Consider the following 25,095-nt stretch of genomic DNA (forward strand, 5'->3'; position numbering starts at 1 on the left):
GCTACCTCCCCAGCGCGGCCTTCGCCGCCGCCACGATGCGCGGCACCTGCGGGATGGCCGCATCCTCCAGATGCTTGGGATAGGGGATCGGCACCTCGGCCGAGCAGACCCGGCCGACCGGCGCGTCCAGCGTCCAGAACACGGTCTCGGTGATCCGCGCCGAGATCTCCGCCGAGATCGAGCCCGAGCGCCAGCCCTCGTCCACGATCACCGCGCGCCGCGTGCGGCCGACCGAGGCCATGATGGTGGCGTCATCGAGCGGCCGAAGGGTCCGAAGGTCGATCACCTCGGCCGAGATCCCCTCCCTGGCCAGCTCCTCCGCCGCCTCCAGCGTCTTGTAGAGCGATCCGCCATAGGTGATCAGCGTCAGATCCTGTCCGGCGCGCCGCACGGCGGCCTTGTCGATGTCCACCGCGCCGGCATTTGCCGCGATCTCGCCCTCGTAATTGTAAAGCAGCGCGTTTTCGAAGATCAGCACCGGATCGGGATCCTGCAGCGCCGTCCACAGCATGCCGCGCGCGTCCTCCAGCGTGGCCGGGGCCAGCACGCGCAGGCCGGGAATGTGGGCATACCAGCCCTCCAGCGAATGCGAGTGCTGCGCGGCGAGCTGCTTGCCCGCGCCGGTGGCCATGCGGATCACGCAGGGCACGCCGAACTGCCCGCCCGACATGTGGCGGATGGTGGCCGCCGTGTTCATGATCTGGTCGAGCGCGAGCAGGCTGAAATTCACCGTCATCACCTCGATGATCGGGCGCATCCCGGCGGCGGCGGCGCCGATCCCCGCCCCGGTGAAACCGCTTTCCGACAGCGGCGTGTCGCGGATGCGGTCCTCGCCGAACTCGGCCATCAGCCCCTTGGAGACCGCGTAGCAGCCGCCATAGGCGCCCACGTCCTCGCCCATCAGAAACACGCGCTCGTCGCGGTGCATCGCCTCGCGGATCGCCTGTTTCATCGCCTCGCGATAGGTCATGGTGACCTTCTCGGCCGAGGGCTCGACCGGCGGGGGCGGCGCGGGGCGCTCCTCGGCCATGACATGGCGGGTCAGGGTCTCCAGCGGCTCCCACGGGCTTTGCTCGGCGAACTCCACGGCCTCGGCGATCTCGGCGTCGATCTCCGCCTCGATGGCGTCGACCTCCGCCTCGTGCAGCAGCCCGTTTTCCAGAAGCCACCCCTGGAATTTCACGATCGGCCCGCGCAGGCGCCACGCCGCCACCTCGTCCTTGTCGCGGTAGAGCTGGGCGTCGAACATCGAATGCGCGCGGAAGCGGTAGGTGAGGCATTCCAGGAAGTGCGGCTGGCCGGTCTCGCGCACCGCGGCCAGCGCCTTGCGCGCCGCCACCTCGACCGCGACCACGTCCATGCCGTCGACCTGATGCGCCTCGATGCCGTAGCTCGCGGCCTTGGCGCGGATCTCGGTCTGGCTTTCGGTGCGCGCCAGCGCCGAGCCCATGGCGTAACCGTTGTTCTCGCAGACGAACAGCACCGGCAGCTTCCACAGTTTGGCAAGGTTCATCGCCTCGTGGAACTCGCCCTCGGCAACGGCGCCCTCGCCGAAGAAACAGACGGTGACATGCGGCAGCCCGCGCATCCTGTCGGCCAGCGCCAGCCCTGCGGCCAGCGGCAGCCCGCCGCCCACGATGGCGTTGCCGCCGTAGAAATTCAGCCCGGCGTCGAAGATATGCATCGAGCCGCCCCGCCCGCCCGAGGCGCCGGTGGCCTTGCCGTACATCTCGGCCATGACCTGGGGCATGGGCACACCGCGGGCCAGCGCGTGGCCGTGCTCGCGGTAGGTGGCGACGATGCGGTCCGACGGCTCCAGCGCCGGGATCACACCCGTCGCGATCGCCTCCTCGCCGTCATAGAGATGCAGGAAGCCGCGGATTTTCTCCTGCGTGTAGGCTTCGGCGCATTTGTCCTCGAACTTGCGGATGCGGATCATGCCCTTGAGCAACTCGCGCACATGGTCATGGGTCAGGTGGGGTTTGTCGGCGCTCATTTCTCATCCGTCTCCAGCGTGGAAATATCGCCCTCGGGCAGGCCCAGTTCGCGCGCCTTGAGAAGGCGGCGCATGATCTTGCCCGAACGGGTTTTGGGCAGGGTCTGGCGGAACACCACCTCGCGCGGGGCGACCGCGGGGCCGAGCTTTTTCCGCGCATGGCCGCGGATGGATTTCTCCAGCTCCTCCGAAGGTTCGAACCCCGGGTTCAGGGCGACATAGGCCTTCACCACCTCGCCCGCGGTCTCGTCGGGGATGCCGATCACCGCGGCCTCGGCCACGGCCTCGTGCTCGATCAGGGCGCTTTCCACCTCGAAGGGGCCGATCAGGTGGCCGGAGGTCTTGATCAGGTCATCGGCGCGGCCCACGAACCAGAAATAGCCGTCCTCGTCGCACATGGCGAGGTCGCCCGACAGGTACCAGCCATCGACGAAAGCCTTCTGGTAACGCGCCTCCTCGTGCAGATAGGCGCGCATCATCGAGGGCCAGCCGGGGCGCAGGGCCAGTTCGCCGATCTCCCCCGGTTTCAGTTCCCGCAGGGTGCCGTCCTCGCGCTCCACGATGCCGGCGCTTATCCCCGGCAGCGGCTTGCCCATCGAGCCCGGCTTGATGTCCATCGCCAGGGTGTTGGCGATCATGATGCCCCCCGTCTCGGTCTGCCACCAATTGTCGTGGAAGGGCTGGCCGAAGACCTCGTTGCCCCAGACCACCGCCTCTGGGTTGAGCGGCTCGCCCACCGAGGCCATGAAGCGCAGGTTGCCGAAATCGTAAGGTTCCGCCGCCGCCTTGCCCGCGCGCATCATCATGCGGATGGCGGTGGGGGCGGTGTACCAGACCTCAACCTTCTCGTCCTGGAGGATCGTGTACCAGCGGTCGAGGTCGAACTCCGCCTCATCCACGATCATCGTGCAGCGATGGACCAGCGGCGCGATGATGCCGTAGGAGGTGCCGGTGACCCAGCCCGGATCGGCGGTGCACCAGAATTTCGTGCCCGGCACGAGTTCCAGCGCATAGCGGCCGGTCATGGCGTGGTTGACCACCGCGCCATGCACATGCACCGCCCCCTTGGGCCGGCCGGTCGTGCCGGAGGTGAAATGGATCAGCGCGGTCTCCTCGGGCGCGGTGTGCACCACGTCGAACCGCGGATCGGCCGCCGCCATCGCCGGGCCCAGCGCCACGCAGCCCTCGGGCGCCTCGTCGCCCACGACAAGAACGCATTTGAGCGAGGGGATCTCCGCCGCCCAGTCCGCGATCTTGCGGCGGTAGAGGCCCGCCGTGGTGACCAGCACATTGGCCTCGGCGATCTCCATGCGGGTGCGGATCGGCTCGGGGCCGAAGGCCGAGAACAGCGGCGAAAACGTCATCCCCGCCTTCAGCGTTCCCAGCGCGGCGATGTAAAGCTCGGGCTCGCGGCCCATCAGGCCGTAGACCCGGTCGCCGCGCTCCAGCCCCTGCGCCTTCAGCACATTGGCGAAACGCGCGGTCGCCTCGGCGAGATCGGCATAGGAGAAATCGCGCCTCTCGCCCGATTTGCCCATCCAGCGCATCGCCACCTGCCCGCCATGTCCCGCCGCCACATGGCGGTCCACCGCCTCATGGGCGATGTTCAGCGCGCCGTCGGGCATCCCGTCGAGCATCGCGCGCGCCTCGTCCCAGTCGAAGCCGGCGCGCGTGGCGTCGGGGTCGGGCAGCACGGCGCGCGCCCTGGTCGCTGCGTCCTTCCTGATCGTGGCCCAGGTCATTCTGTCTCCTCCCAATCACCTCTTGGCCGGCATGAGGTTCGGCTAGCCCTCCGCCTCTGCCACATGATGTTTCACGGCCATGAAACTGTCCGGCGTGACCGAAATCGTGTCGATCCCCGCCTCCACCAGATACCGCGCGAAGGCGGGGTTGTTGCTGGGCGCCTGCCCGCAGAGCCCGACCTTGGCGCCCGCCTTGTGCGCGCGCGCGATCACCTCGCGGATCATCCACAGCACCGCCGGGTTGCTCTCGTCGAACAGCCCCGCCAGTTCGCCCGAGTCGCGGTCGACCCCCAGCGTCAGCTGGGTCAGGTCGTTCGAGCCGATGGAGAACCCGTCGAAGCGTTTGGCGAATTCCTCGGCCAGGATGACGTTGGAGGGGATCTCGCACATCACATAGACCTGGAGGCCGTTCTCGCCGCGCCTCAGCCCGTTCTCGGCCATGACCTCCAGCACGCGGTCGGCCTCCTCCGGCGTGCGGCAGAAGGGGATCATCACGATCACGTTGTCGAAGCCCATCTCCTCGCGCAGGCGCTTCACCGCGCGGCATTCCAGCGCGAAGCCGTCGCGATAGGCGGGCGCGTAGTAGCGCGAGGCGCCGCGGAACCCGATCATCGGGTTCTCCTCGTTCGGCTCGAACTGGCGCCCGCCCAGAAGGTCGGCATATTCGTTGGTCTTGAAATCGCTCATCCGCAGGATCATCGGGTGCGGGTAGCAAACGGCGGCGATCCGCGAGAGGCCCTGCGCCAGCCGGTCGACGAAGAACTCGGGCTTGCTGTCGTAGCCCGCGGTCAGCGCCTCGATCTCTTCGCGCGCGGCCTCGTCCTTCAGCGCGTCGAAGCGGGTCAGCGCCAGCGGGTGCACCTTGATGGCGTTGTTGATCACGAATTCCATCCGCGCCAGGCCCACGCCCTCGGCCGGCAGCCGCCACCAGCGCGCCGCCGCCGCCGGGTTGGCCATGTTCAGCATGATCCTCGTGCGGGTCTCGGGGACGTCGCCCAGCGCGATCTCCTCGACCTCGTAATCTGCGATGCCCTCGTAGATATAGCCCGTCTCGCCCTCCGCGCAGGAGACCGTCACCTCCTGCTGGTCATGCAGCATGTGGGTGGCGTTGCCGGTGCCCACGATGGCGGGCAGGCCGAGCTCGCGGCTGACGATGGCGGCGTGGCTGGTGCGGCCGCCGTGATCGGTGATGATGGCCGAGGCGCGCTTCATGATCGGCACCCAGTCGGGGTCGGTGGTCGAGGTCACAAGGATCGCCCCGTCCACGAAACGGCCGATATCGCGGGCGTGTTCGATCAGGCAGACCTGCCCCGTGGCCACCGCGCTGCCGACGCTGAGCCCGGTCAGCAGGGTCCTGCCCGCCTGTTTCACCGTGTAGGATTTCATCGCCGCCGCGCCCAGGCGCGACTGCACCGTCTCGGGCCGGGCCTGCACGATATAGAGCAGCCCGGTCTCGCCGTCCTTGGCCCACTCCATGTCCATCGGCTGGCCGTAGTGTTCCTCGATGGTGCAGGCCATGCGCGCGAGATCGAGGATCTCGGCATTGCTCAGCACGAAGGAGGCGCGCTCGGCCTTCGAGGTGGGCACGTTGCGCGTCTTGGCGCCGCCGCCGGCGTAGATCATCTTCTTTTCCTTGGCGCCCAGCGACTTCTCCACGATGGGCGTCAGGCCGGGACGGTCGAGGAAGGGCTTGTAGACCTGGTATTCGTCCGGGTTCACCGCGCCCTGCACGACGTTCTCTCCCAGCCCCCAGGCGGCATTGATCAGCACCACCTTGTCGAAGCCCGACTCGGTGTCGATGGAGAACATGACCCCCGAGCCGCCGACATCGGCGCGCACCATCTGCTGCACGCCCACCGACAGCGCCACCTTCATGTGGTCGAAGCCCTTGAGCTGGCGGTAGGTGATCGCCCGGTCGGTGAACAGCGAGGCATAGCAGCGCCGGCAGGCGTCCAGCAGTTCGGCCTCGCCCACCACGTTGAGAAAGGTCTCCTGTTGGCCGGCGAAGGAGGCGTCGGGCAGATCCTCGGCGGTGGCAGAGGAGCGCACCGCGACCGAGGGGCGCATCTCGCCCAGCCGGCTGGCCAATTCGGTGTAGGCGGCGCGGATCTCGTCCAGCACGCCGGAGGGAAAATCGCCCGCCCGGATCATCGCGCGGATCTGCTGGCCCGCCTCCGCGAGCGGCAGCTTGCCTGCCTCCAGCGCCGCCAGCGCCGCGCCGATGCGACCCTCCAGATCGTTCGCGGCGATGAAGGCGCGATAGGCCCGTGCCGTGGTGGCGAAGCCGGTGGGCACCCGGATGCCGCGCGCGCCCAGCGTCTGCACCATCTCGCCCAACGACGAGTTCTTGCCGCCCACGATGGCGACATCGCCCCGGCCGAGTTCCTCGAACCAGATTACGCTCTTGCCCAAACTCTCCTCCCAAGACCTGTGGCCGCGATACCCCGACGCTACGGGGGCCATTGTCGCCGCGCCTTGATCCGCATCAAGGCGAGTGCCGGCGCCGCCCCGCACTCTGCGCTGAGGCAAATCACACCGGGATGGCAAAAGAATGGCCGCAGACAGCCGGCAGGCCGCGCCGCGCCCGCCCGGCGCGGGGCTGACCCACGCAGAGGCGCAGGCGCGGCTTGAGACGCATGGCCGCAACGAACTGGCCCCCGTGCGCCAGACGCCGGCGGCGGTGATCCTGCTGCGCCAGTTCACCGGGCTGCTGGTGGTGATCCTGATCGTCGCCGCCGCCCTCGCCGCCGTGCTGGGCGAGGCGATCGACGCCATCGCCATCTCGCTGGTGGTGGCGCTGAACGGCGCGCTGGGTTTCGTGCAGGAATGGCGGGCCGAGACCGCGCTGGTTGCGCTGCGCAACATGCTGGCCACCCGCGCGCGGGTGATGCGCGACGCGGTCGAGCAGATGATCGACACCCGCGACATCGTGCCGGGCGACCTCATTCTGCTGGCCGCGGGCGACAAGGTGCCCGCCGACATGTCCGTCCTCAGCGCCGCCGAACTGCGCATCGACGAAAGCGTGCTGACCGGCGAATCCTTCCCGGTGGAGAAGGACGCCGCCGACCCCGAGGCGCGACTCTTCATGGGCACCTCGGTGGTGGCGGGCCGGGCCGAGGGGCTGGTGGTGGCCACCGGGCAGCGGACCGAATTCGGCCGGATCGCCGACCTCACCGGCGCGGTGGAACGCAAGCCCACGCATCTGCAGGTCAAGCTCGGCCAGCTCGCCCGCCAGATGGGCGTGATCGCGCTGATCGCGGCGGCGCTGGTGGGGGCGGCGGGCATCCACGCCGGCAAGGCCCCGGCCGAGATGTTCATGACCGCGCTGTCGCTGGCCGTCGCCGTGGTGCCCGAGGGGCTGCCGGCGGTGGTGACGATCACGCTGGCGCTGGGCGCCTCGGCCATGGTGCGCCAGAACGCGCTGGCCCGCCGCCTGCAGGCGGTGGAGACGCTGGGCGCGGCCACCGTGATCTGCACGGACAAGACCGGCACCCTGACCGAGGACGCGATGACCGCGGCGCGGATCTCGATGCCGGGGCGCGACCTCGTCGTCACCGGCACCGGCTACGACCCGGCGGGCCATATCGAGTTCGAGGGCGCCAGCCTGCGCGCCGCCGACGACGCCGATCTGGCCGACCTGCTGGAAACCGCCCTGCTGTGCAACAACGCCCGCCTGCGCCGCGAGGGCGGGCGCTGGCGCATGGTGGGAGAGCCGACCGAGGGCGCGCTGGTGACTCTGGCCTACAAGGGCTGGACCCCGATGCCGCGCGACGGCGCGGTGCTGGCCGAGATGCCGTTCTCCTCCGAACGCAAGCGGATGAGCGTGCTGTCCCCCGGCGGCGCGGGCTACGTCCTGCACGTCAAGGGCGCCCCCGAGGTGATCCTCGAGCGCGCCGCGACCCTGCGCGAGAACGGCCGGACCCTGCCGCTGGACACCGCCGCGCGCGGCCGGCTGCACGCCGCCTACGAGGCGCTCGCCGCCCGGGGCATGCGGGTGATCGCGCTGGCGCGCGCGCATCGGGACGATCCCACCCTGCCCGAGACCGAGCGCGACCTCGAATTCCTCGGCTTCGTCGGCCTGATCGACCCGCCCCGCCCCGAGGTCAAGGAGGCCATCCGGGGCTGCCAGGCGGCCGGGATCGGGGTGATCATGATCACCGGCGACGGCCCGCTCACGGCGCGCGCCATCGCCGAACAGCTCGACCTGCCGGTCGGGCGCGTGCTGACCGGCAACGAGGTGGAGCGCCTGACCGACGGGGAACTGGTCGAGGCGCTGGGGCAACAGCCGCTGTTTGCGCGCAGCACCCCCGCGCACAAGCTGCGCATCGTCTCGGCCCTGCAGGCGCGCGGCGAGATCGCCGCCATGACCGGCGACGGGGTAAACGACGCGCCGGCGCTGAAACAGGCCGATATCGGCGTGGCGATGGGGCTGCGCGGCACCGATGTGGCCAAGGATGCCGCCGACCTGGTGCTGCTGGACGACAATTTCGCCACCATCCTGCGCGCCATCCGCGAGGGCCGGCGCCAATATGAGAACGTCAAGAAATTCGTCCGCTACCTGCTGGCCTCCAACACCGGCGAGGTGCTGGCGATCGCCGGCAACCTGGTGATCGGCGGGCCGCTGGTGTTCCTCGCCACCCAGATCCTGTGGATGAACCTGATCACCGATGGCGCCACCGCCGTGGCGCTGGGGCTGGAAAAGCCCACCGCCGACCAGATGCAGCGCCCGCCCCGGCCGCGGTCCGCGCCGATCCTGGGGCGCGGCGGCTTTGCCACGCTGGTGCTGTTCGGCACCTATACCTCGGCGGCGACGCTGTGGATCTTCTACCACTTCCTGCCGCAGGGCGAGGGGCTGGCCCGCACCGCCGCCTTCACCGCCATGCTGCTGTTCGAAAAGGCCAGCGTCTTCGCCTTCCGCGCGCTGACCCTGCCCTGCAGCAAGATCGGATGGTTCTCCAACCCGCTGCTGCTGGTGGCGCTGACCGCCTCGGTGGGCGCGCAGGTGGCGGCGGTCTACTGGCCGCCGATGCAGCTGCTGCTGCACACCGAGGCGCTGGGCCGCGCCCACTGGCAGATGATCGCGCTGCTGTCGCTGCCGCTGCTGATCCTGCCCGAGCTCTACAAGGCCGCGACCTGGCGCCGCCGGCTGAAGGCGGCGGGCTGAGCGGACGGCGCCGCCCCCCCGGCGGCGATCGGGGCGCGACAGGTCTTGGCCAAAGCGGCGCCAGCGCCTATAGCTGCGCGCAGGCAAAAGGATGACCGACATGCGACAGGCCCAGATCACACGGACCACCGCCGAGACCGATATCACCGTCTCGGTCAATCTCGACGGCACGGGCGTCTACGACAACCAGACCGGCGTGGGCTTCTTCGACCACATGCTGGACCAGCTGGCGCGGCACTCGCTGATCGACATGACGATCCGGGCCAAGGGCGATTACCACATCGACGACCACCACACGGTCGAGGATACCGGCATCGCGCTGGGCCAGGCGCTGGCTCAGGCGCTGGGCGACAAGAAGGGCATCCGCCGCTACGGCGCCTGCCTGCTGCCAATGGACGACGCGCTGGTGCGCGCCGCGCTGGACCTCTCGGCCCGGCCCTATCTGGTGTGGAACGTCGAACTGCCCACCGCCAAGATCGGCACATTCGACACCGAGCTGGTGCGCGAGTTCTTCCAGGCGTTCAGCACCCACGGCGGCATCACCCTGCATGTGGACGCCCTGCACGGCATCAACAGCCACCACATCGCCGAGGCCGCGTTCAAGGCCGTCGCCCGCGCCCTGCGCGAGGCGGTCGAGACCGACCCGCGCAAGGCTGACGCCATCCCCTCCACCAAGGGGGCGCTGTAGGACCATGGTCACGGCCATCATCGACTACGAATCGGGCAACCTGCATTCGGCGGAAAAGGCGTTCCAGCGCATGGCGCGCGAAGTCGGCGCGGGCGAGGTGATCGTCACCTCCGACCCCGACGCGGTGCGCCGCGCCGAGCGGATCGTGCTGCCCGGCGACGGCGCCTTCCCGGCCTGCCGGAAGGAGCTGTTCGACCACCGCGGGCTGTTCGAGGCGATCGAGGAGGCGGTGATCGGCAACGGCCGCCCCTTCATCGGGATCTGCATCGGCATGCAGATGCTGGCCACCCGCGGACTGGAATACGAGGAGACGCCGGGCTTCGACTGGATCGGCGGCGAGGTGGTGCGGATCGCCCCCTCCGATCCGTCCCTCAAGGTGCCGCACATGGGCTGGAACGACCTGGTGATCGACCACCCCCACCCGGTGCTCGACGGCATCAAGACCGGCGACCACGCCTATTTCGTCCATTCCTACCACTTCCGCGTGGACGATCCGGCGCGTCGGCTGGCCTGGTGCGACTACGGCGGCGAGATCACCGCCATCGTCGGCCGCGACAATATCGTGGGCACCCAGTTCCACCCGGAGAAAAGCCAGGCCACCGGCCTGCGCCTGATCGGAAATTTCCTGAAATGGAAGCCGTGAGCCGGCCGCGCGCCGCGCTCAGCTGGTCCTCGGGCAAGGATTGCGCCTTCGCCCTGCACAAGGTCCGGCAGGGCGGCGAGGTCGAGGTGACCGCCGCGCTGACCACCACCAACGCGGCCTTCGACCGCGTGGCCATGCACGGCACCCGCAACGCGCTGCTGCGCCGGCAGGTGGCGGCGATGGGGCTGGAGCCGATCGAGGTGCCGCTGCCCTGGCCCTGCTCCAACGCCGAATACGAGGCGTGCATGGAAACGGCGCTGGCCGCGCTGCACGAACGCGGCATCACCCACATGGTGTTCGGCGACCTGTTCCTCGAGGACGTGCGCGCCTATCGCGAGGCGCAACTCGCGGGCACCGGCATCACGCCGCTCTTCCCGCTCTGGGGGCGCGACACCGCCGCGCTGGCGCGCGAGATGATCGCGACCGGCTTCGAGGCGCGGATCGCCACGCTCGACCCCTCGAAGATCCCCGCGGACCTCGCCGGGGCGCGCTTCGACGCGGATTTCCTCGACGCCCTGCCCGCGGGCGTCGATCCCTGCGGAGAGCGGGGCGAGTTCCACACCGCCCTTCTGGCCGGCCCAATTTTCTCCGCCCCGATCGCGGTGGAGTTGGGCGAGGTCGTCACCCGCGACGGCTTCACCTATGCCGACATCGTGCCTGTCTAGGCGTCACTTCACCCGCTGCCAGGTCTGCTTCTTGCAGATCGGGCCGAAACAGCCCGACACGCGCAGCGTATCGCCCGACAGCACCATCTTCGAGCTGAAGACCTTGTCGCTCGAGGGCTGCCAGATCCGCCCGTTGCGGTATTGGCCCTCTCCCCGCGGCTCCATGTCCCAGACCAGCCGCTTGCCGATGTTGCCGGACTGGTATTCGCCCTCGCCGTTGAAGGTGCGCGAGATCGTGCCGCAGATCGCCCCCTCGCCGCATGGCTGCATCTGGACATAGGCGAAGCTGCCGTCGTCGGGCTGCGTCTGCCAGGTGCCGATCACCGGGTCGGCCCAGGCCGGCGCCGCCAACCCCAGGCCCAGCGCCGCGCCGAGCATCGCTTTCCTCATGTCATCCTCCCTCATCTCCTTCGGGCAGTCTGAGACGGCGCCGCGCATCCGCGCAAGCGTGACGTGGGGTTCCGGCCCGCGTTGCATTCCGCCGCGATCGGTGCAAAGGAACGCCCAGACCTGCCAGACACGGAGCCCGGCCATGATCCTCTACCCCGCCATCGACCTCAAGGACGGAAATTGCGTGCGCCTCTACAAGGGCGAGATGGACCAGGCCACCGTGTTCAACGACGACCCGGCGGCCCAGGCCCGCGCCTTCCAGGACGCGGGCTGCGAATGGCTGCACCTCGTCGACCTCAACGGCGCCTTCGCCGGCGCGCCGGTCAACGCCCCGGCGGTCGAGGCGATCCTCGCCGCGACCGACGTGCCCGCCCAGCTCGGCGGCGGCATCCGCGACATGGCCACGATCGAACGCTGGCTCGACAAGGGGCTCGCGCGCGTGATCCTCGGCACCGTGGCGGTGGAGAACCCCGAGCTGGTCCGCGCGGCCGCCCGCGCCTTCCCCGGTCAGGTGGCGGTCGGCATCGACGCCCGCGACGGCCGCGTCGCCACCAAGGGCTGGGCCGAGGAGACCGACGTCATGGTGACCGATCTCGCCAGGTCCTTCGAGGACGCCGGCGTCGCCGCGATCATCTACACGGACATCAACCGCGACGGCGCCATGCAGGGCCCCAATGTCGCGGCCACGGCGGCGCTGGCCAACGCCGTCTCCATCCCGGTGATCGCGTCGGGCGGCGTCAGCTCGCTCGACGACCTGCGCGCGCTGAAAGCCTGCGGCGCGCCGCTCAACGGCGTGATCTCCGGCCGCGCCCTCTACGACGGCGCCATCGACCTGGCCGAGGCCCTTGAAATCCTGAAAGACTGACCCTTCTTCTTGGCAGAAATACTCCGGGGGAGTCGCGCAAAGCGCGACGGGGGCAGCGCCCCCGCCCCTTCGCCCCTTGCCCGACCGGCCCGATTGGATGTAACACTCGCCCATGCTGAAAATCCGCATCATCCCCTGCCTCGACGTGGCCGACGGCCGCGTGGTCAAGGGCGTCAACTTCGTCGATCTGGTCGATGCCGGCGACCCGGTGGAGGCGGCCAAGGCCTATGACGCCGCCGGCGCCGACGAGCTGTGCTTCCTCGATATCCACGCCACCCATGAAAACCGCGGCACCATGTTCGACCTGGTGCGCCGCACCGCCGAGCAGTGCTTCATGCCGCTGACCGTGGGCGGCGGCGTGCGAACGGTCGAGGATGTGCGCAACCTGCTGCTCGCGGGCGCCGACAAGGTCAGCTTCAACTCCGCGGCGGTGGCCAATCCCGATATCGTGCGCGAGGCGGCCGAACATTTCGGCAGCCAGTGCATCGTGGTCGCCATCGACGCCAAGACCGTGTCCCCCGGCAAGTGGGAGATCTTCACCCACGGCGGGCGGCGCCCCACCGGCATCGACGCGGTGGAATTCGCCCGGACCGTGGCGGAAAAGGGCGCGGGCGAGATCCTTCTCACCTCGATGGACCGCGACGGCACCCGCGCGGGCTTCAACCTGGAACTGACCCGGGCGATTTCCGATGCGGTGGACATCCCCGTCATCGCCTCCGGCGGCGTCGGCACTCTCGACCACCTGGTCGAGGGCGTGACCAAGGGCGGCGCCAGCGCGGTGCTGGCGGCCTCGATCTTCCATTTCGGCGAATTCACCGTGCAGCAGGCCAAGGAGCACATGGCCGCCGCCGGCATCCCGGTGCGGCTGACATGAGCGCGCTGGAGCGGCTCGCCGCCACGATCGCGGCCCGCAGGGGCGCGGACCCGGACAGTTCCTGGACGGCGAAACTGCTGGCCAAGGGCCCCGAGAAATGCGCCGAGAAATTCGGCGAGGAAGCGGTCGAGGCGATCATCGAGGCGGTGAAGAACGACCGCGCCAAACTGACGGCCGAGGCCGCCGACGTGCTCTATCACCTGCTGGTGATGCTCGCCGCCCGCGACGTGACGCTGGCCGATGTCCTGGCCGAACTGGAACGCCGCGAGGGCACATCGGGCCTCGCGGAAAAGGCCGCGCGCAACGGCTGACCCCTTCTTCTTGGCGAAAATACTCCGGGGGTCTGGGGGCAGCGCCCCCAGCCTCGCCTCACAACTTCGACGAGATCACGCCGGTCGCGAACCCACCCATCCTCAGTTCCCCGAACAGGCGCTGGTATTCGATCTTGGGGCAGCGGTCCATGATCACGTCCAGCCCGGCGGCCCGCGCCGCCTCGGCCGCCTCCTCGTTGTGCACGCCGATCTGCATCCACACCGTGCGCAGGCCCGGCAGGCAGGCCAGCGCCTCCTCGACGATCGGCTGCACATGCTCGGAGCGGCGGAAGATATCCACCATGTCCACCGGCACATCCTTCGGAATCGACGCGAGATCGGCGAAGATCTCCTCGCCCAGCACGGTCTTGCCCGCGTGGCCGGGGTTGACCGGGATCACCCGCATTCCCTTCAACTGGAGATAACGCGCCACATAATAGCTCGGGCGCACCGGGTTCGGCGACATGCCGACCACCGCCACCACCTTGGTGCGGTTCAGAATCTGTCGCAGGAATTCGTCGGAATAGCTGTTCATGCCTGCACCCTACGCAAAAAGAAGCGCCCGAGCCAAGAGGCCGGGCGCCAGTCACGGAACGAGGGACAGTGTAGTGAAACGCGAGAGTTCCGTATTCGCGCTTCATGATGGATAAATAGGAACCGCAGCGCGGTTTACCAGAGCATGTAATATATCTGTGAACGAAGGATGAACGGCGCTGCGGGCAGCTCAGTCGAACACGTCCTCGACGAAATCGGCCACCTCGCCCAGCAGCCAGCGCGCGCGGGACGTGCGCCTTTTCGGCTTGCCGGGTTTGCGCGGCTTCCGGGGCTTTTCCGCCGATTCCGCACTGGGCGCAGAGGGTTCGGACCCCAGCCGTTTCAGCGCATCGAGCGGCGCGCCGCAGGAGGCGCAGGTCAACTCGTGCCGCCCCTCATGGCCCAGCACCAGCGCGGCGCGTGTGCCGCAATAGCTGCAGGTGGCGATCTTGGGGCTGTGCGGCATGGGCTGACTACTCCGTCGGGTCCTTCCCGGCAGCATATAGGGCGACCGCCGCCGCGTTGGAGACATTGAGCGACCCGAAGTCGCGGGCGAAGGGGATTTTCACCAGCTTGTCGCACAGATCGCGGGTGCGCTCACGCAGCCCCGGTCCCTCGGCGCCGAGCACGAGCGCCAGCGGCAGCGCGCGCGCCTCCTCCAGCGCCGCCTCCAGCGTGACCTCCGCCGCGCCGTCGAGGCCGAGCAGGACATAGCCCATCTTGCGCAGCTCGGTCATCGCGTCGCCCAGGTTCTTGACCCGCAGGTAGGGCTGGCGTTCCAGCGCGCCCGAGGCGGTCTTGGCCAGCGCCCCGGTCTCGGGCGCCGCGTGGCGCTGCGGCGCGATCACCGCGCGGGCGCCGAACACCTCGGCCGAGCGCAGAATCGCCCCCACGTTATGCGGGTCGGTCACCCGGTCGAGCAGCAGCAGCCGCGGCGCGCCCTGTCCCGGCTCGCACAGATCGTGGAGGCTGCCCCAGTTCAGCGGCCTGACCTCCAGCGCCGCGCCCTGGTGCACCGAACCGGCCTCGATGGGCGCGGCGAATTTGCGCGGGTCGCTGATCTCGGGCGTCATGCCGGAGGCCGCGATCGCCTCGGCCAGCTTGTCGGCGGCGTTCTTGGTGACCACGAGCCGCAACCTTTCGCGCGCCGGATTCACCAGCGCGTCGCGCACCGCGTGCAGGCCGAACAGCCACACGGTTTCGGCCGCCGAAGCCCGCTTCGCACGCTCTTTTTCGATCACCCAATCCGGCTTTTTCATCGCGCCCGCGCCCTCTTTTTGTCGAGCGCGGACCATGCGTCACGCAAGGAGCCGGCGCAAGGGATTTTCCTGTTGACGACCCCGGTGGGGGGCGGTATCCAGCGCCCCACGTCGGGCGACGTGCTGCAAGGTGCGGCAGCGGACTGTAACTCCGCCGGGGAGACCCATGCCTGGTTCGATTCCAGGGTCGCCCACCATCTCCCCCCGCATTTTTCGACCGGAAAAACCGCCGCGGAAACCGATTCCGCCGCCCGCATGGCATGGCAGACACGGCCCGGGGGCGATTTCTGCTTTCTTTTTATCGACCATCAAACCCTTTCCGCAATTTGGAAAAAAAATATTACCAATTCCCGGAATCCCGCCCTATGATGCATCCATGCTCGCCTTTCCCCGTTCGGGCGGCGAGCCATGGAGACCTAGGGAGGAATACATGACCAAACATCCGACTAACCGTCGTGGTGCGCTGCGCGCGTTGGCAGGTGCCAGCGCAGCCGCGCTGGCGGCGCCTCATATCGCCTCGGCCGCGGCCAACGGCACGACCTGGAAGATCCAGACCAGCTGGCCCGGCGGCGCCGGCCTGCAGATCTTCAAGGACTGGTGTGCGACCATCGCCGAGAAGACCGGTGGCGAGCTGGCCTTCCAGCCCTTCGGCGCGAACGACGTGGTGGGCGACTTCCAGCTGTATGACGCGGTGAAGAATGGTGTGCTGGACGCGGTGAACCCGTTCACCATCTATGCCCAGGGCATCATCCCGGCCGCGACCTTCCTGACCTCGTACCCGCTGGGCCTGCGCAACCCGCACGAATGGGACGTGTTCTACTACGGCCTGGGCGGCCTGGAGATCGCGCGCGAGCTCTACGCCAAGCAGGGCCTGCACTTCGTCGGCCCGATCCACCACGGCCCGAACATCATCCACTCCAAGGTTCCGATCCGCTCGATCGACGACTTCCGCGGCCGCAAGATGCGGATGCCCGGCGGCATGGTCGCCGAGGTGTTCGGCGAAATCGGCGCCGAAACCACCGTTCTGCCCGGCTCGGAAATCTTCCCGGCGCTGGAGAAGGGCACCATCGACGTGGCCGACTATGTGGGTCCGGCGGTCAACTACTCGCTCGGCTTCAGCCAGGTGACCAAGTACATCTCCATGGGCCCTCCGGGCTTCATGTCGCTGTACCAGCCGGTCGACCTCATGGACCTGACCGTTGGCCAGGCCGCTTGGGATGCGCTGAGCCCGGCGATGCAGCAGTTCGTCGAGATGGAGACGCATGTCTACTCCGACATGCACCACGCCGCGATCCAGAAGGCAGACCAGGAAGCCTGGGCCAAGTTCGAGGCCGACGGCACCGAGGTCACCCGCCTCAGCCAGGACGACGTGGAACTGATGACCGAGGTCGCCGTGCCGATCTGGTTCAAATACGCCAACCGCGACAAGGATGCCGCGCGCGTGTTCAAGATTCAGCTGGACTACATGATGTCCGGCTCTCTGGGCTACGTGTCGCCGGAGCTGGTCGAAGGGCACACCCTCGACCTGTGATATCCTGCCGCGGTCGGGGATGACCGCACCGCCGCCCGGCGCTTTGGCGCCGGGCGGCTCCTTTCTTACTCTAGTACAACACAGGACAGTGATATGCCTGGTCTCAGCTTCACGCTGCCGCACTGGCTTTACTGGGTTGGCCTCATCGCGTTTCCGCTCATCGCGATGTCGCTGGCCCGACGGCCCAAGCCGCAGCAACAGGGGTACTCGACCGCCCTTGGCTACATGATCCTCGTCACCGGCGGGATCATCGGATTGCACCGCTTCTACCTCAAGAGCCTTCTGGGGCTGGTTTTCCTCCCCGTCTTCATCTTCATCCTGGTTGCCAACGGCCAGCAGCACGACGCACGCTCGATCGAGTCCGACCTGACCAATGCCCTGCGCATGGCGGAGCGCACCATCGAACGCGAAGAGCCGCGGATCGAAGAGGCCCGCGCCGCCCTTCCCAAGCTCGAGGCCGCCGTGGCCGAGGTCGAGGAAGGCTCCTTCGCGCAGCGCAGCGCCGAAAAGCGCGTGACCCGCGCCAAGGACACCATCGCCAAGGGTGAAGCGAGCCTGATCGAGGCCCGCGCGAAGGTCGAGGAAGTCAAACCGCTGGCAGACAAGGCGACCGAAACCCGCGCCTTCTGGCACAGCGCCGCCGGCTACGCCCTCTACGCCCTCATCGCGCTGATGCTGATCGACGCGGTGCTGCTGCCCGGCATGGTCAAGCGCGCCAACGCCTCGCTGCCCGCGGTCGAGCCGAAATCCGAAGCCGAACTGGCGCTGGAAGCGGCCGAGGCCGAGGAAGGTCCGAAGCATGACAGCGAGTATGCCCAGAACTGGATCGACCGTCTGTCGCTGTTCTGCGGCGAATACGTCAGCTACTGGGCGGTGATCGCGGTCTTCGTGTATTACTTCGAGGTTATCTCGCGCTATGTGTTCAACAGCCCGACCAACTGGGCGCACGAGGCGATGTACCTGATGTTCGGCATGCAATACCTGATCGCCGGCGCCTACGCGATGCTCACCGAAAGCCATGTGCGGGTGGACATCTTCTATGCGCCGCTGCCGCAGAAGCGGAAGGCCTGGGTCGATCTTCTGACCTCGATCTTCTTCTTCATCTTCGCGGGCACGCTGCTGGTGACCTCCTATGTCTTCGCGGTGGACGCGATTGCCGTTCCGACGGGCAATGCCATCGTGTCCGACTGGGCGCGCGGCGACGCGTCGTTCGGCGAGATGCTGGGTGGCCTGAACCTCGGCCTGTGGACCGATCCCGCGATCCGCTGGGGCGAAATCAGCTTCAACGAGTGGGAAGTGCCGCTGTGGCCGATGAAATGGGTCATGGTGATGGGGGGCCTTCTGCTGGTTCTCCAAGGTATCTCCAAGCTCAGCAAAGACATTCGCGAAATCGCGCGGGGGAACTGACGGATGGGTATTGATATCGGTATCGAGCTTCTAACGCTCATCATGTTCGGCAGCCTTCTGGCGCTGCTGATGGCAGGTCTGCCGCTGGCCTTCGTGACAGGTGGCCTGGCCTGCGTGTTCCTGTTCATCCTGGGCGACGCCCAGGCCCTGAACATCGTGCCCAGCCGGATCTTCCCGCTGATGACGAACTATCAGCTCTCGGCCATCCCGCTATTCATCTTCATGGCGGCGATGCTCGAGAGGGCGGGGATCATCAACGACATGTTCGATGTGATCTACAAGGTCCTCGGCGGCGTCAAAGGCGGCCTGGCCGCGGCCACGATCATCGCCTCGACGGTGCTGGCCGCAATGGTCGGCGTCATCGGCGCGGCGGTGGTGACCATGGGCATCATCGCCCTGCCCGCCATGCTGAAGCGCGGCTACGACCCGAAGATCGCGATGGGTTCGATCATGGCTGGCGGCACGCTGGGCATCCTGATCCCGCCGTCGATCCTGGCGATCATCTACGCGGTGGTGGCCGAGCAGTCGGTGGGCGAGCTGTTCATCGGCGCGGTCATCCCGGGCCTGATGCTGTCGGGTCTCTACATCCTGTATGTGACGGTCCGCAGCTACATCAACCCGGACCTCGGCCCCCCGATCCCGGTCGAAGAGCGTATCTCGACCCGCGAAAAGGTGGCCCTGGTCAGCAAGATGTCTGCTCCGATCGCGCTGATCGTGGTCGTGCTGGGCGTGATCTTCACCGGCGTCGCAACCCCGGTGGAAGCGGCTGGCATCGGCACCTTCGGCGCCTTCATCGTGGCCGCCATCCACCGCAAGCTGGACTGGCCCACGATCCGCGAGGCCTGCACCACCACGCTGAAAGCCTCGGCCATGGTCATCTGGATCATGTTCGGCGCCACGATCTTCGTCGGGCTCTACGTCCTCGAAGGTGGTCAGCAGTTCGTGCAGGAAGCGCTGGCCGCAACCGGCCTGGGCCCCTGGGGGATCCTGCTGCTGATGCAGGTGCTGCTGGTGATCCTGGGCATGTTCCTGGACTGGGTCGGCATCCTGCTGCTCTGCGTGCCGATCTTCGTGCCGATCATCAAGGCGCTGGGCGCGCAGGCCTTCGGCCTGGAAACCCCGGACGACCTGGTGCTGTGGTTCGGCGTGCTCTACCTGGTGAACATGCAGATGAGCTTCCTGTCGCCGCCCTTCGGCTACGCGCTGTTCTACCTGCGCGGCGTGGCCCCGGCCGAGATTCCGATGTCGGACATCTTCAAGTCGGCCCTGCCCTTCCTGGCGCTGCAGATTCTGGGACTGGTGCTCTGCATGCTGATCCCCGAGATCATCACCTGGCTGCCGAGTATCGTCTACGGCTAAGCCGCCTGGGATGAGGACAGGAAGGGGCGCGCGGGACACCGCGCGCCCCTTTCCTTTTGGGCCGGGCAGGACAGCCCGGCCCAACCCCGCCTCAGTCGATCAGCGCGCCGGAGCGGTCGAATTTCGCGGTTTCCTGCACGCCGTCGGCATAGGTGATCCGCACCGTGACGAAACGGATGTGGTTCAGCGGGAACGCCACATAGACCTGAGCGCCGCTGTCGGGCTTGATCGCGTAGGGCGTGGCCTCGTCGCGGTAGCAGGGCTCGGGCACAAAGCTCAGGATCGGCTGGTCGCTGTTCACCCCGTAGCGGATATCGCTCAGCGCACAGCGGTAGCTGGCGAGATGGGTGAAATAGAGCAGGTCCTGCCCGTCGAATTCGCGCACCGCGATCCAGTTGGCTCGGGTCATCCCGAGGATCGGGCGGGCCTCGGCGGCATCGGTGAACATGTCGGCCGAGGCCGGGGCGGCAAGCCCCAGCGCCAGCGCCGCAGCCATGATAAATCGCATCTCCAGAATCCTTTCCGCTGGTGGCGGGGCGCATGCGCGCCCCGGCCGTTGTGCCGGGGGCGATCCCGCCTATACTCGGCCCGGAAAACAACTCGGGCAGGATCGAGTATGGCCGCCAACGCCGCGCAGGGCAAAGACTTCAACATCGTGATCGTCGGGCAGAACGGCCGGCTGCAATACGAGGCGCTGCTGTTCGCGGCCTCGCTGCGGCACTCCGACCCCGGCTTCCGGGGCCGCCTGTTCGTGGCCGAGCCGCAACCCGGCCCCCGCTGGAGCCGCGACCCGCGCATCGGCAATTCCGAACTGCGCGCGGCGCTGGAACGGCTTGGGGCGGAGATCGTCCCCTTCGAGAGCGTGCATTTCGGCGAAGCCTACCCCTATGGCAACAAGATCGAGGCACTCTCCGCCCTGCCCGCGGGCGCGCCTTTCGTATTCTTCGACACGGACACGCTGGTCACCGGGCCGCTGTCGCAGGTGGCCTTCGATTTCGACCGCCCCGCCGCCTCGATGCGGCGCGAGGGGACATGGCCCGAGCCGCCGCTCTACGGTCCCGGCTACGGGGGGATCTGGAAATCGCTCTATGACCGTTTCGGGCTGGATTTCGACAGTTCCCTCGACCTGTCCGAGCCCGACGAAACCTGGCGCCGCTATCTCTATTTCAACGCGGGCTGGTTCTTTTTCCGCTGCCCGCGGGAATTCGGCGCGCGGTTTCTCGACTATGCGCTGTCGGTCCGCGACGACCCGCCCGACGCGTTGGCCAGCCAGTCGCTCGACCCCTGGCTCGACCAGGTGGTGCTGCCGCTGGTGATCCATTCCTTCGCCGGTGGGCGGCCGGGACCGGAGCTGGACGGCCTCGACGGCGCGATCACCTGCCACTGGCGCGCATTGCCGCTGCTTTATGCCCGCGAAAGCGACCGCGTGGTCGAGGTGCTGGAAACCGTCGCCGCGCCCAACAAGATCAAGAAGCTGCTGAAGCTCTACGATCCGTTCCGGCGCATGGTGTTCCAGGGCCGCGGCCACAAGCTGCGCGCGCTTTTCGACCGCGCCGACCTGCCGCCGCTGGAGAAGATGATCCGCAACCGGATCAAACAGGAAGGGTTCTGGATGCGCTAGGACGCGAAGACCCGGTCCATGTCGGCAAAGCCCTTGATCTCGATCGGGTTGCCGTCGGGATCGGTGAAGAACATCGTCCACTGCTCGCCCGGCTGCCCGGCGAAGCGCACCGAGGGCGCGAGGATGAAGGCCGTGCCCGCCTCCTCCAACCGCCGCGCCAGCTTGCGCCAGTCAGGCAGCGCCAGCACCACACCGAAATGCGGCATCGGCACCTTGTGATCGCCCACCTTGCCGGTGGCGGCGGTGGCGAAGGGCTGGCCCAGGTGCAGGCTCAGCTGGTGGCCGAAGAAGTCGAAATCGACCCAGGTTTCGGTGCTGCGCCCCTCGGTGCATCCCAGCACGCCGCCGTAAAAGCCGCGCGCGGTGCCGAGGTCGGTGACATTGATGGCGAGGTGAAAGGGCGTGGCCATGGGGGCATCCTCCATCTGCGGACTGGCTGCGTCGCCCCCTGTGTATCAGCGCGCGCGTGGCGGATGAACAGAAAAGTCGCGCTCAGATCGGCGGCTGCCGCCCGCGCTGCGCCGGCGAAGCCGGGCGCGCGCCGAGTTCGACCATCCAATGCGCCAGCCGCGCCGCCGCCAGCCGTTCGCGCGCGAGCGGCGCGAGGTCGTCGTCGAGCACCTCGACAACCTCGAAGCGGAACCCCTCACCGCCCTGCGCGCGCCAGGCCTCGGCCAGATCGCGCCCCGCCCAGCCGCCGCTGCGCAGCGAAAAGAAGATCCGGTTCGCGGCCATGTCGAGATCGGGCGAGGTCCCCAGCCAGACGGCGCCGCTGGCCTCGTGGCGCACGGCAAAGACGCCGCGCCGCTGCCTGCGCTCCCGATAGGCGGCCATCGCGGCCCTGCGCGTGGAGTTCATCTGTGCGTCCCTTCTGCGGTTGACTTCGGTCTTCTGTCATGTTTTTACCCGGGTGTAACTAATATTACCCGGGTATATCATGGTTCATCTTCTCGCCCTCAGGGGACATGATCTCGTCGCATCTGGCTCCGAGGCCGATATCCTGCGCGCCCTTCGCGACGCCGGGGCGGACGCGAATGCCACCGGCTTCGTGGTGATCGACAGTGAAACCGGGCGCAGGATCGACCTTGACCTGCGCCCCGCCGCGGAGGACCCGCCCCGCCCGGCGCGCGGGCGGCCAAAGCTGGGCGTGAGGGCACGGGAGGTCACGCTTCTGCCGCGCCACTGGGACTGGCTGGCGGCCCAGCGCGGCGGGGCCTCGGCCACCCTGCGCCGGCTAATCGACGAGGCCCGGCGACACGAGGGCACGGAGGCCCGGCAGGCCCGCGGCATGGACGCGGCCTTCCGGTTCCTCAACACGCTTGCCGGCGACCTGCCGCAATTCGAAGAGGCGATCCGCGCACTCTACGCGCGCGACCCGGCGGGCATGGCGGCGGCCATGCAGGGCTGGCCCGGCGACATCGCGGAACTGGCGCAGGCCATGGCGCGCGGAGACTTCCTGAACGATGACTGACAGTTACCTCTATCCGACCGAACGCGCGGCCGTCGCGCTGATGGAACGCGGCATCGCGGGGCCGGTGGTGATGCTGAACCTGCTGCGCTTTCGCGAGATTGCCGATTACGCCGGCAGCCCGGCCCGCGGCCCGGCCGCGCCGATCACGGGCGAGGCCGCCTTCGACCTCTATGTCGAGGAAACGCTGCCCCTGCTGCGCCGCTCCGGCGGAGAGCTGCTGTTCATGGGCGCGGCAGAGCACTGGCTGATCGGCCCGGAGGCCGAGCGCTGGGACCGGGCGATGCTGGTCCGGCAGGCTTCGGTCGAAGCGTTCCTTGCCTTCGGTGGGGATCCGGAGATCCGGCACGCTCACGCCCATCGCCTTGCGGCGCTGAGCGATTCGCGGCTGCTGCCGCTCGCACCGCTTGCCTGACCCAGCACTCTCTCCTAACGTCTCGCTAGCTGACGAAGGGAGAGAACCATGACCGACACCCCGCAATACGGCTTCGACACGCTACAGGTCCACGCCGGCGCCCGGCCCGATCCGGCCACCGGCGCGCGCCAGACGCCGATCTACCAGACCACGGCCTATGTGTTCCGCGACGCCGACCACGCCGCGGCGCTGTTCAACCTGCAGGAGGTCGGCTACATCTATTCGCGCCTGACCAACCCGACCGTGTCGGTGCTGCAGGAACGCATCGCCACGCTTGAGGGCGGCGCCGGCGCGGTGTGCTGCTCCTCCGGGCACGCGGCGCAGATCATGGCGCTCTTCCCGCTGATGGCACCGGGGCGCAACATCGTGGTCTCGACCCGGCTCTACGGCGGGACGATCACCCAGTTCAGCCAGACCATCAAACGCTTCGGCTGGTCGGCAAAATTCGTGGATTTCGACGACCTCGACGCCGTGACCCGCGCCATCGACGAGAACACCCGCGCAGTGTTCTGCGAGACCATCGCCAACCCCGGCGGCTATGTCACCGATCTCGACGCCATCGCCGCCATCGCCGATGAGGCGGGGCTGCCGCTGATCGTCGACAACACCTCGGCCACGCCCTACCTGTGCCGCCCGATCGACCACGGCGCGACGCTGGTGGTGCATTCCACCACCAAATACCTGACCGGCAACGGCACGGTCACCGGCGGCGCGGTGGTGGATTCGGGCAAGTTCGACTGGTCGGCGCTGGGCAAGTTCCCCTCGCTTTCCGAACCCGAGCCCGCCTATCACGGGCTGAAATTCCACGAGACCTTCGGGCCGCTGGCCTTCACCTTCCACAGCATCGCGGTGGGGCTGCGCGACCTGGGCATGACGCTGAACCCGCAGGCCGCCCATTACACGCTGATGGGGATCGAGACGCTGAGCCTGCGCATGGCACGCCACGTGCAGAACGCGCAGACGGTCGCCGGCTGGCTGGAAAACCACCCCAACGTGGATAAGGTCACCTATGCCGGCCTGCCCTCCTCGCCCTATTACGAGCGCGCGCAGCGGATCTGCCCCAAGGGCGCGGGTGGCCTCTTCACCGTGGCGCTGAAGGGCGGCTACGAGGCCTGCGTAAAATTCGTCGACAGCCTGGAATTGTTCAGCCACGTCGCCAACCTCGGCGATACCCGCTCGCTGGTGATCCACTCGGCCTCGACCACGCACCGGCAGCTGACGCCGGAACAGCAGGAGGCCGCCGGCGCGGCCCCCAACGTGGTGCGGATCTCGATCGGGATCGAGGATGCCGCCGACCTGATCCGCGACCTCGACCAGGCGCTGGCCAAGGCGCACGCCTGAGGCTCAGCCGCCCAGAGCGAAGACCATCGTCACCGTGGCCGTCTGCGACACCTCGCCGGCGGCCACGGGGATGGCGGCGCGGGCGGCCTCCAGCATCATCGGGACGGGGGCGACCCCGCCGGCCTCGCTGATCGACAGAACCGGCCCCAGGGCCACGCCCGCCGCCCCGGCGATCAGCGCGGCCTTGCGCCGGGCGTCGGCCGCCGCCGCCGCGAGGGCCTGATCGGCCAGCGGCTCCGGCTCCCGCAGGCCAAAGCTGAGGCCCTGGAAGGTGTTGGCGCCGACGCGCAGCACGTCGTCCAGCACCGCGCCCAGCCGGTTCAGATCGCGCACCCGCACGCGCAGCGTGTTGCGCGCGGCGAAGCCCACGATCCGGGGCGCGCGCCCGTCGCCGCCCACGTCCTCCCACACCGGATCGAGCGACAGCTCGCTGGTCTGCATGTCGCGGGCCGCGACGCCGGCCGCCTCCAGCGCCTTCAGGACCTCCGCCGTCGCGGCCGAGGTTTCGTCCATCGCCGCGGCCGCGGTTTTCGCCTGGCGGGTCACCCCCAGGGTGATCGTGGCCATGTCGGGCGCCGCGGCCACCTCGCCGTGCCCGGTGACAGTGATCGAGGGACCGTTTTCCGCCGCTTTCGCAGCCGTGGCCAGCCCCAGCACCACCAGAATAATGCTCAGAAATCGCATGGTTTTCTCCTTCGCTGCGCCAAGGCTGAGCGCTCGCCCCGGCAAGCTCAAGCTTTTCCCGGCGCAAACGGTCTCGCCATCGGCGAAATCCTGCTATAGTCGCCCTGCTGCGACGGCAGGACCTGCCGGCCGGCGGGA

General features: G+C 68.3%; 25 protein-coding genes and 1 tRNA gene. 15 read left to right on the forward strand and 11 right to left on the reverse strand.

Translation table 11 applies throughout. The annotated features are described in order from the left end of the window. Position 1: 1 nt before the first annotated feature. From pdhA to ppsA, 3 genes are read right to left on the reverse strand one after another with little or no spacing between them, the layout of a single operon-like run. Positions 2-1,996: a pyruvate dehydrogenase (acetyl-transferring) E1 component subunit alpha gene (pdhA, locus tag KCI33_RS06315; protein WP_212523924.1), complete on the reverse strand. Its 1,995-nt coding sequence runs from the start codon at positions 1,994-1,996 to the stop codon at positions 2-4. Next, a complete protein-coding gene (gene acsA / locus KCI33_RS06320; RefSeq protein WP_212523925.1) occupies positions 1,993-3,738 on the reverse strand; it encodes an acetate--CoA ligase in 1,746 nt (581 codons plus the stop codon). Before acsA ends, pdhA begins: the two co-directional genes overlap by 4 nt. A gap of 42 nt (positions 3,739-3,780) precedes the next feature. Continuing rightward, positions 3,781-6,150 carry a phosphoenolpyruvate synthase gene (gene ppsA / locus KCI33_RS06325; protein ID WP_249138946.1) on the reverse strand — a complete coding sequence of 790 codons (2,370 nt, stop codon included), beginning with the start codon at positions 6,148-6,150 and terminating at the stop codon, positions 3,781-3,783. A 139-nt stretch (positions 6,151-6,289) separates the two neighbouring features. On the opposite strand from ppsA, the gene KCI33_RS06330 reads away from it, so the two are divergent. From KCI33_RS06330 to KCI33_RS06345, 4 genes are all read left to right on the forward strand, one after another. Continuing rightward, positions 6,290-8,902 (forward strand): HAD-IC family P-type ATPase, encoded by a 2,613-nt coding sequence (locus KCI33_RS06330; protein WP_212523927.1) that lies wholly within the window; start codon positions 6,290-6,292, stop codon positions 8,900-8,902. Positions 8,903-9,002: 100 nt separating this feature from the next. Beyond that, on the forward strand, positions 9,003-9,590 hold the full coding sequence (hisB, locus tag KCI33_RS06335; RefSeq protein ID WP_212523928.1) for an imidazoleglycerol-phosphate dehydratase HisB: 588 nt from the start codon (positions 9,003-9,005) through the stop codon (positions 9,588-9,590). A gap of 4 nt (positions 9,591-9,594) precedes the next feature. After that, positions 9,595-10,233 carry an imidazole glycerol phosphate synthase subunit HisH gene (gene hisH, locus KCI33_RS06340; RefSeq protein ID WP_212523929.1) on the forward strand — a complete coding sequence of 213 codons (639 nt, stop codon included), beginning with the start codon at positions 9,595-9,597 and terminating at the stop codon, positions 10,231-10,233. Continuing rightward, entirely contained in the window at positions 10,221-10,898 is a 678-nt protein-coding gene (locus KCI33_RS06345; protein ID WP_212523930.1) for an ATP-binding protein, read from the forward strand. The genes hisH and KCI33_RS06345 overlap by 13 nt, the downstream gene beginning before the upstream one ends. A gap of 3 nt (positions 10,899-10,901) precedes the next feature. Here KCI33_RS06345 and KCI33_RS06350 read toward each other — a convergent pair whose 3' ends face one another. Next, positions 10,902-11,288, reverse strand: a complete 387-nt coding sequence (locus KCI33_RS06350; RefSeq protein WP_212523931.1) for a DUF2147 domain-containing protein — start codon at positions 11,286-11,288, stop codon at positions 10,902-10,904. A 142-nt stretch (positions 11,289-11,430) separates the two neighbouring features. Here KCI33_RS06350 and hisA point away from each other — a divergent pair, with 142 nt between their 5' ends. The 3 genes from hisA (at position 11,431) to KCI33_RS06365 (ending at position 13,338) form a co-directional block, all read left to right on the forward strand. Next, the gene (gene hisA, locus KCI33_RS06355; RefSeq protein WP_212523932.1) at positions 11,431-12,153 is read left to right on the forward strand and encodes a 1-(5-phosphoribosyl)-5-[(5-phosphoribosylamino)methylideneamino]imidazole-4-carboxamide isomerase; all 723 of its coding nucleotides are present in this window, start codon (positions 11,431-11,433) and stop codon (positions 12,151-12,153) included. A 112-nt stretch (positions 12,154-12,265) separates the two neighbouring features. Continuing rightward, positions 12,266-13,027 (forward strand): imidazole glycerol phosphate synthase subunit HisF, encoded by a 762-nt coding sequence (hisF, locus tag KCI33_RS06360; protein WP_212523933.1) that lies wholly within the window; start codon positions 12,266-12,268, stop codon positions 13,025-13,027. Continuing rightward, positions 13,024-13,338: a phosphoribosyl-ATP diphosphatase gene (locus KCI33_RS06365; RefSeq protein ID WP_212523934.1), complete on the forward strand. Its 315-nt coding sequence runs from the start codon at positions 13,024-13,026 to the stop codon at positions 13,336-13,338. The genes hisF and KCI33_RS06365 overlap by 4 nt, the downstream gene beginning before the upstream one ends. Positions 13,339-13,396: 58 nt before the next feature. Here the strand turns inward: KCI33_RS06365 and KCI33_RS06370 are convergent, their stop codons facing one another. From KCI33_RS06370 to rlmB, 3 genes are all read right to left on the reverse strand, one after another. Next, positions 13,397-13,873: a CoA-binding protein gene (locus KCI33_RS06370; RefSeq protein WP_212523935.1), complete on the reverse strand. Its 477-nt coding sequence runs from the start codon at positions 13,871-13,873 to the stop codon at positions 13,397-13,399. Positions 13,874-14,062: 189 nt separating this feature from the next. Beyond that, complete coding sequence (locus KCI33_RS06375) at positions 14,063-14,338, reverse strand: hypothetical protein (protein WP_212523936.1); 276 nt, start codon at positions 14,336-14,338, stop codon at positions 14,063-14,065. 7 nt (positions 14,339-14,345) lie between these two features. Further along, the gene (gene rlmB, locus KCI33_RS06380; protein WP_212523937.1) at positions 14,346-15,131 is read right to left on the reverse strand and encodes a 23S rRNA (guanosine(2251)-2'-O)-methyltransferase RlmB; all 786 of its coding nucleotides are present in this window, start codon (positions 15,129-15,131) and stop codon (positions 14,346-14,348) included. A gap of 113 nt (positions 15,132-15,244) precedes the next feature. On the opposite strand from rlmB, the gene KCI33_RS06385 reads away from it, so the two are divergent. The 4 genes from KCI33_RS06385 to KCI33_RS06400 all read left to right on the forward strand — a co-directional run bounded on the left by KCI33_RS06385 (position 15,245) and on the right by KCI33_RS06400 (position 19,428). Further along, positions 15,245-15,328: transfer RNA gene (locus tag KCI33_RS06385), tRNA-Tyr, on the forward strand. 233 nt (positions 15,329-15,561) lie between these two features. Then, positions 15,562-16,662: a TRAP transporter substrate-binding protein DctP gene (gene dctP / locus KCI33_RS06390; RefSeq protein WP_212523938.1), complete on the forward strand. Its 1,101-nt coding sequence runs from the start codon at positions 15,562-15,564 to the stop codon at positions 16,660-16,662. A gap of 93 nt (positions 16,663-16,755) precedes the next feature. Beyond that, positions 16,756-18,069, forward strand: coding sequence for a TRAP transporter small permease subunit (locus KCI33_RS06395; RefSeq protein WP_212523939.1), 1,314 nt, complete (start codon positions 16,756-16,758; stop codon positions 18,067-18,069). 3 nt (positions 18,070-18,072) lie between these two features. After that, positions 18,073-19,428: a TRAP transporter large permease subunit gene (locus tag KCI33_RS06400; protein WP_212523940.1), complete on the forward strand. Its 1,356-nt coding sequence runs from the start codon at positions 18,073-18,075 to the stop codon at positions 19,426-19,428. A 91-nt stretch (positions 19,429-19,519) separates the two neighbouring features. On the opposite strand, the gene KCI33_RS06405 is transcribed toward KCI33_RS06400, so the two are convergent. Further along, complete coding sequence (locus KCI33_RS06405; protein ID WP_249138947.1) at positions 19,520-19,936, reverse strand: hypothetical protein; 417 nt, start codon at positions 19,934-19,936, stop codon at positions 19,520-19,522. Positions 19,937-20,044: 108 nt separating this feature from the next. Here KCI33_RS06405 and KCI33_RS06410 point away from each other — a divergent pair, with 108 nt between their 5' ends. After that, positions 20,045-21,049, forward strand: a complete 1,005-nt coding sequence (locus tag KCI33_RS06410) for a hypothetical protein (protein ID WP_212523941.1) — start codon at positions 20,045-20,047, stop codon at positions 21,047-21,049. Here KCI33_RS06410 and KCI33_RS06415 read toward each other — a convergent pair. Both KCI33_RS06415 and KCI33_RS06420 read right to left on the reverse strand, forming a co-directional pair. Continuing rightward, positions 21,046-21,459: a VOC family protein gene (locus KCI33_RS06415; protein ID WP_212523942.1), complete on the reverse strand. Its 414-nt coding sequence runs from the start codon at positions 21,457-21,459 to the stop codon at positions 21,046-21,048. The two genes, KCI33_RS06410 and KCI33_RS06415, sit on opposite strands and share 4 nt — an antisense overlap. A gap of 82 nt (positions 21,460-21,541) precedes the next feature. After that, a complete protein-coding gene (locus tag KCI33_RS06420) occupies positions 21,542-21,907 on the reverse strand; it encodes a GIY-YIG nuclease family protein (protein WP_212523943.1) in 366 nt (121 codons plus the stop codon). Between the two features lie 79 nt (positions 21,908-21,986). On the opposite strand from KCI33_RS06420, the gene KCI33_RS06425 reads away from it, so the two are divergent. Genes KCI33_RS06425 through KCI33_RS06435 form a run of 3 tightly spaced genes read left to right on the forward strand, consistent with a single transcriptional unit; the run spans position 21,987 to position 24,273 of the window. Continuing rightward, entirely contained in the window at positions 21,987-22,520 is a 534-nt protein-coding gene (locus tag KCI33_RS06425; protein WP_212523944.1) for a DUF2239 family protein, read from the forward strand. After that, complete coding sequence (locus KCI33_RS06430; RefSeq protein ID WP_212523945.1) at positions 22,513-22,932, forward strand: DUF1330 domain-containing protein; 420 nt, start codon at positions 22,513-22,515, stop codon at positions 22,930-22,932. The genes KCI33_RS06425 and KCI33_RS06430 overlap by 8 nt, the downstream gene beginning before the upstream one ends. Before the next feature lie 48 nt (positions 22,933-22,980). After that, the gene (locus tag KCI33_RS06435; protein WP_212523946.1) at positions 22,981-24,273 is read left to right on the forward strand and encodes an O-acetylhomoserine aminocarboxypropyltransferase/cysteine synthase family protein; all 1,293 of its coding nucleotides are present in this window, start codon (positions 22,981-22,983) and stop codon (positions 24,271-24,273) included. Positions 24,274-24,276: 3 nt separating this feature from the next. Here the strand turns inward: KCI33_RS06435 and KCI33_RS06440 are convergent, their stop codons facing one another. Continuing rightward, the gene (locus KCI33_RS06440) at positions 24,277-24,957 is read right to left on the reverse strand and encodes an SIMPL domain-containing protein (RefSeq protein WP_212523947.1); all 681 of its coding nucleotides are present in this window, start codon (positions 24,955-24,957) and stop codon (positions 24,277-24,279) included. Positions 24,958-25,095 lie beyond the last annotated feature (138 nt).

It is taken from the genome of Actibacterium sp. MT2.3-13A (assembly GCF_018139985.1).
Classification (GTDB): Bacteria; Pseudomonadota; Alphaproteobacteria; order Rhodobacterales; family Rhodobacteraceae; genus JAGSOU01.

What these genes read in the sequence shown, in the direction of transcription:
- KCI33_RS06425 (WP_212523944.1), top strand. Translation starts at nt 21,987, where the DNA reads ATGGTTCATCTTCTCGCCCTCAGGGGACATGATCTCGTCGCATCTGGC.
- KCI33_RS06370 (WP_212523935.1), bottom strand. Translation starts at nt 13,873, where the DNA reads ATGAACAGCTATTCCGACGAATTCCTGCGACAGATTCTGAACCGCACC.
- KCI33_RS06420 (WP_212523943.1), bottom strand. Translation starts at nt 21,907, where the DNA reads ATGAACTCCACGCGCAGGGCCGCGATGGCCGCCTATCGGGAGCGCAGG.
- KCI33_RS06400 (WP_212523940.1), top strand. Translation starts at nt 18,073, where the DNA reads ATGGGTATTGATATCGGTATCGAGCTTCTAACGCTCATCATGTTCGGC.
- hisA (WP_212523932.1), top strand. Translation starts at nt 11,431, where the DNA reads ATGATCCTCTACCCCGCCATCGACCTCAAGGACGGAAATTGCGTGCGC.
- dctP (WP_212523938.1), top strand. Translation starts at nt 15,562, where the DNA reads ATGACCAAACATCCGACTAACCGTCGTGGTGCGCTGCGCGCGTTGGCA.
- hisF (WP_212523933.1), top strand. Translation starts at nt 12,266, where the DNA reads ATGCTGAAAATCCGCATCATCCCCTGCCTCGACGTGGCCGACGGCCGC.
- KCI33_RS06430 (WP_212523945.1), top strand. Translation starts at nt 22,513, where the DNA reads ATGACTGACAGTTACCTCTATCCGACCGAACGCGCGGCCGTCGCGCTG.
- KCI33_RS06365 (WP_212523934.1), top strand. Translation starts at nt 13,024, where the DNA reads ATGAGCGCGCTGGAGCGGCTCGCCGCCACGATCGCGGCCCGCAGGGGC.
- rlmB (WP_212523937.1), bottom strand. Translation starts at nt 15,131, where the DNA reads ATGAAAAAGCCGGATTGGGTGATCGAAAAAGAGCGTGCGAAGCGGGCT.
- acsA (WP_212523925.1), bottom strand. Translation starts at nt 3,738, where the DNA reads ATGACCTGGGCCACGATCAGGAAGGACGCAGCGACCAGGGCGCGCGCC.
- pdhA (WP_212523924.1), bottom strand. Translation starts at nt 1,996, where the DNA reads ATGAGCGCCGACAAACCCCACCTGACCCATGACCATGTGCGCGAGTTG.
- KCI33_RS06405 (WP_249138947.1), bottom strand. Translation starts at nt 19,936, where the DNA reads ATGCGATTTATCATGGCTGCGGCGCTGGCGCTGGGGCTTGCCGCCCCG.
- KCI33_RS06435 (WP_212523946.1), top strand. Translation starts at nt 22,981, where the DNA reads ATGACCGACACCCCGCAATACGGCTTCGACACGCTACAGGTCCACGCC.
- KCI33_RS06415 (WP_212523942.1), bottom strand. Translation starts at nt 21,459, where the DNA reads ATGGCCACGCCCTTTCACCTCGCCATCAATGTCACCGACCTCGGCACC.
- KCI33_RS06440 (WP_212523947.1), bottom strand. Translation starts at nt 24,957, where the DNA reads ATGCGATTTCTGAGCATTATTCTGGTGGTGCTGGGGCTGGCCACGGCT.
- KCI33_RS06410 (WP_212523941.1), top strand. Translation starts at nt 20,045, where the DNA reads ATGGCCGCCAACGCCGCGCAGGGCAAAGACTTCAACATCGTGATCGTC.
- KCI33_RS06350 (WP_212523931.1), bottom strand. Translation starts at nt 11,288, where the DNA reads ATGAGGAAAGCGATGCTCGGCGCGGCGCTGGGCCTGGGGTTGGCGGCG.
- KCI33_RS06345 (WP_212523930.1), top strand. Translation starts at nt 10,221, where the DNA reads ATGGAAGCCGTGAGCCGGCCGCGCGCCGCGCTCAGCTGGTCCTCGGGC.
- KCI33_RS06375 (WP_212523936.1), bottom strand. Translation starts at nt 14,338, where the DNA reads ATGCCGCACAGCCCCAAGATCGCCACCTGCAGCTATTGCGGCACACGC.
- hisH (WP_212523929.1), top strand. Translation starts at nt 9,595, where the DNA reads ATGGTCACGGCCATCATCGACTACGAATCGGGCAACCTGCATTCGGCG.
- KCI33_RS06330 (WP_212523927.1), top strand. Translation starts at nt 6,290, where the DNA reads ATGGCCGCAGACAGCCGGCAGGCCGCGCCGCGCCCGCCCGGCGCGGGG.
- hisB (WP_212523928.1), top strand. Translation starts at nt 9,003, where the DNA reads ATGCGACAGGCCCAGATCACACGGACCACCGCCGAGACCGATATCACC.
- KCI33_RS06395 (WP_212523939.1), top strand. Translation starts at nt 16,756, where the DNA reads ATGCCTGGTCTCAGCTTCACGCTGCCGCACTGGCTTTACTGGGTTGGC.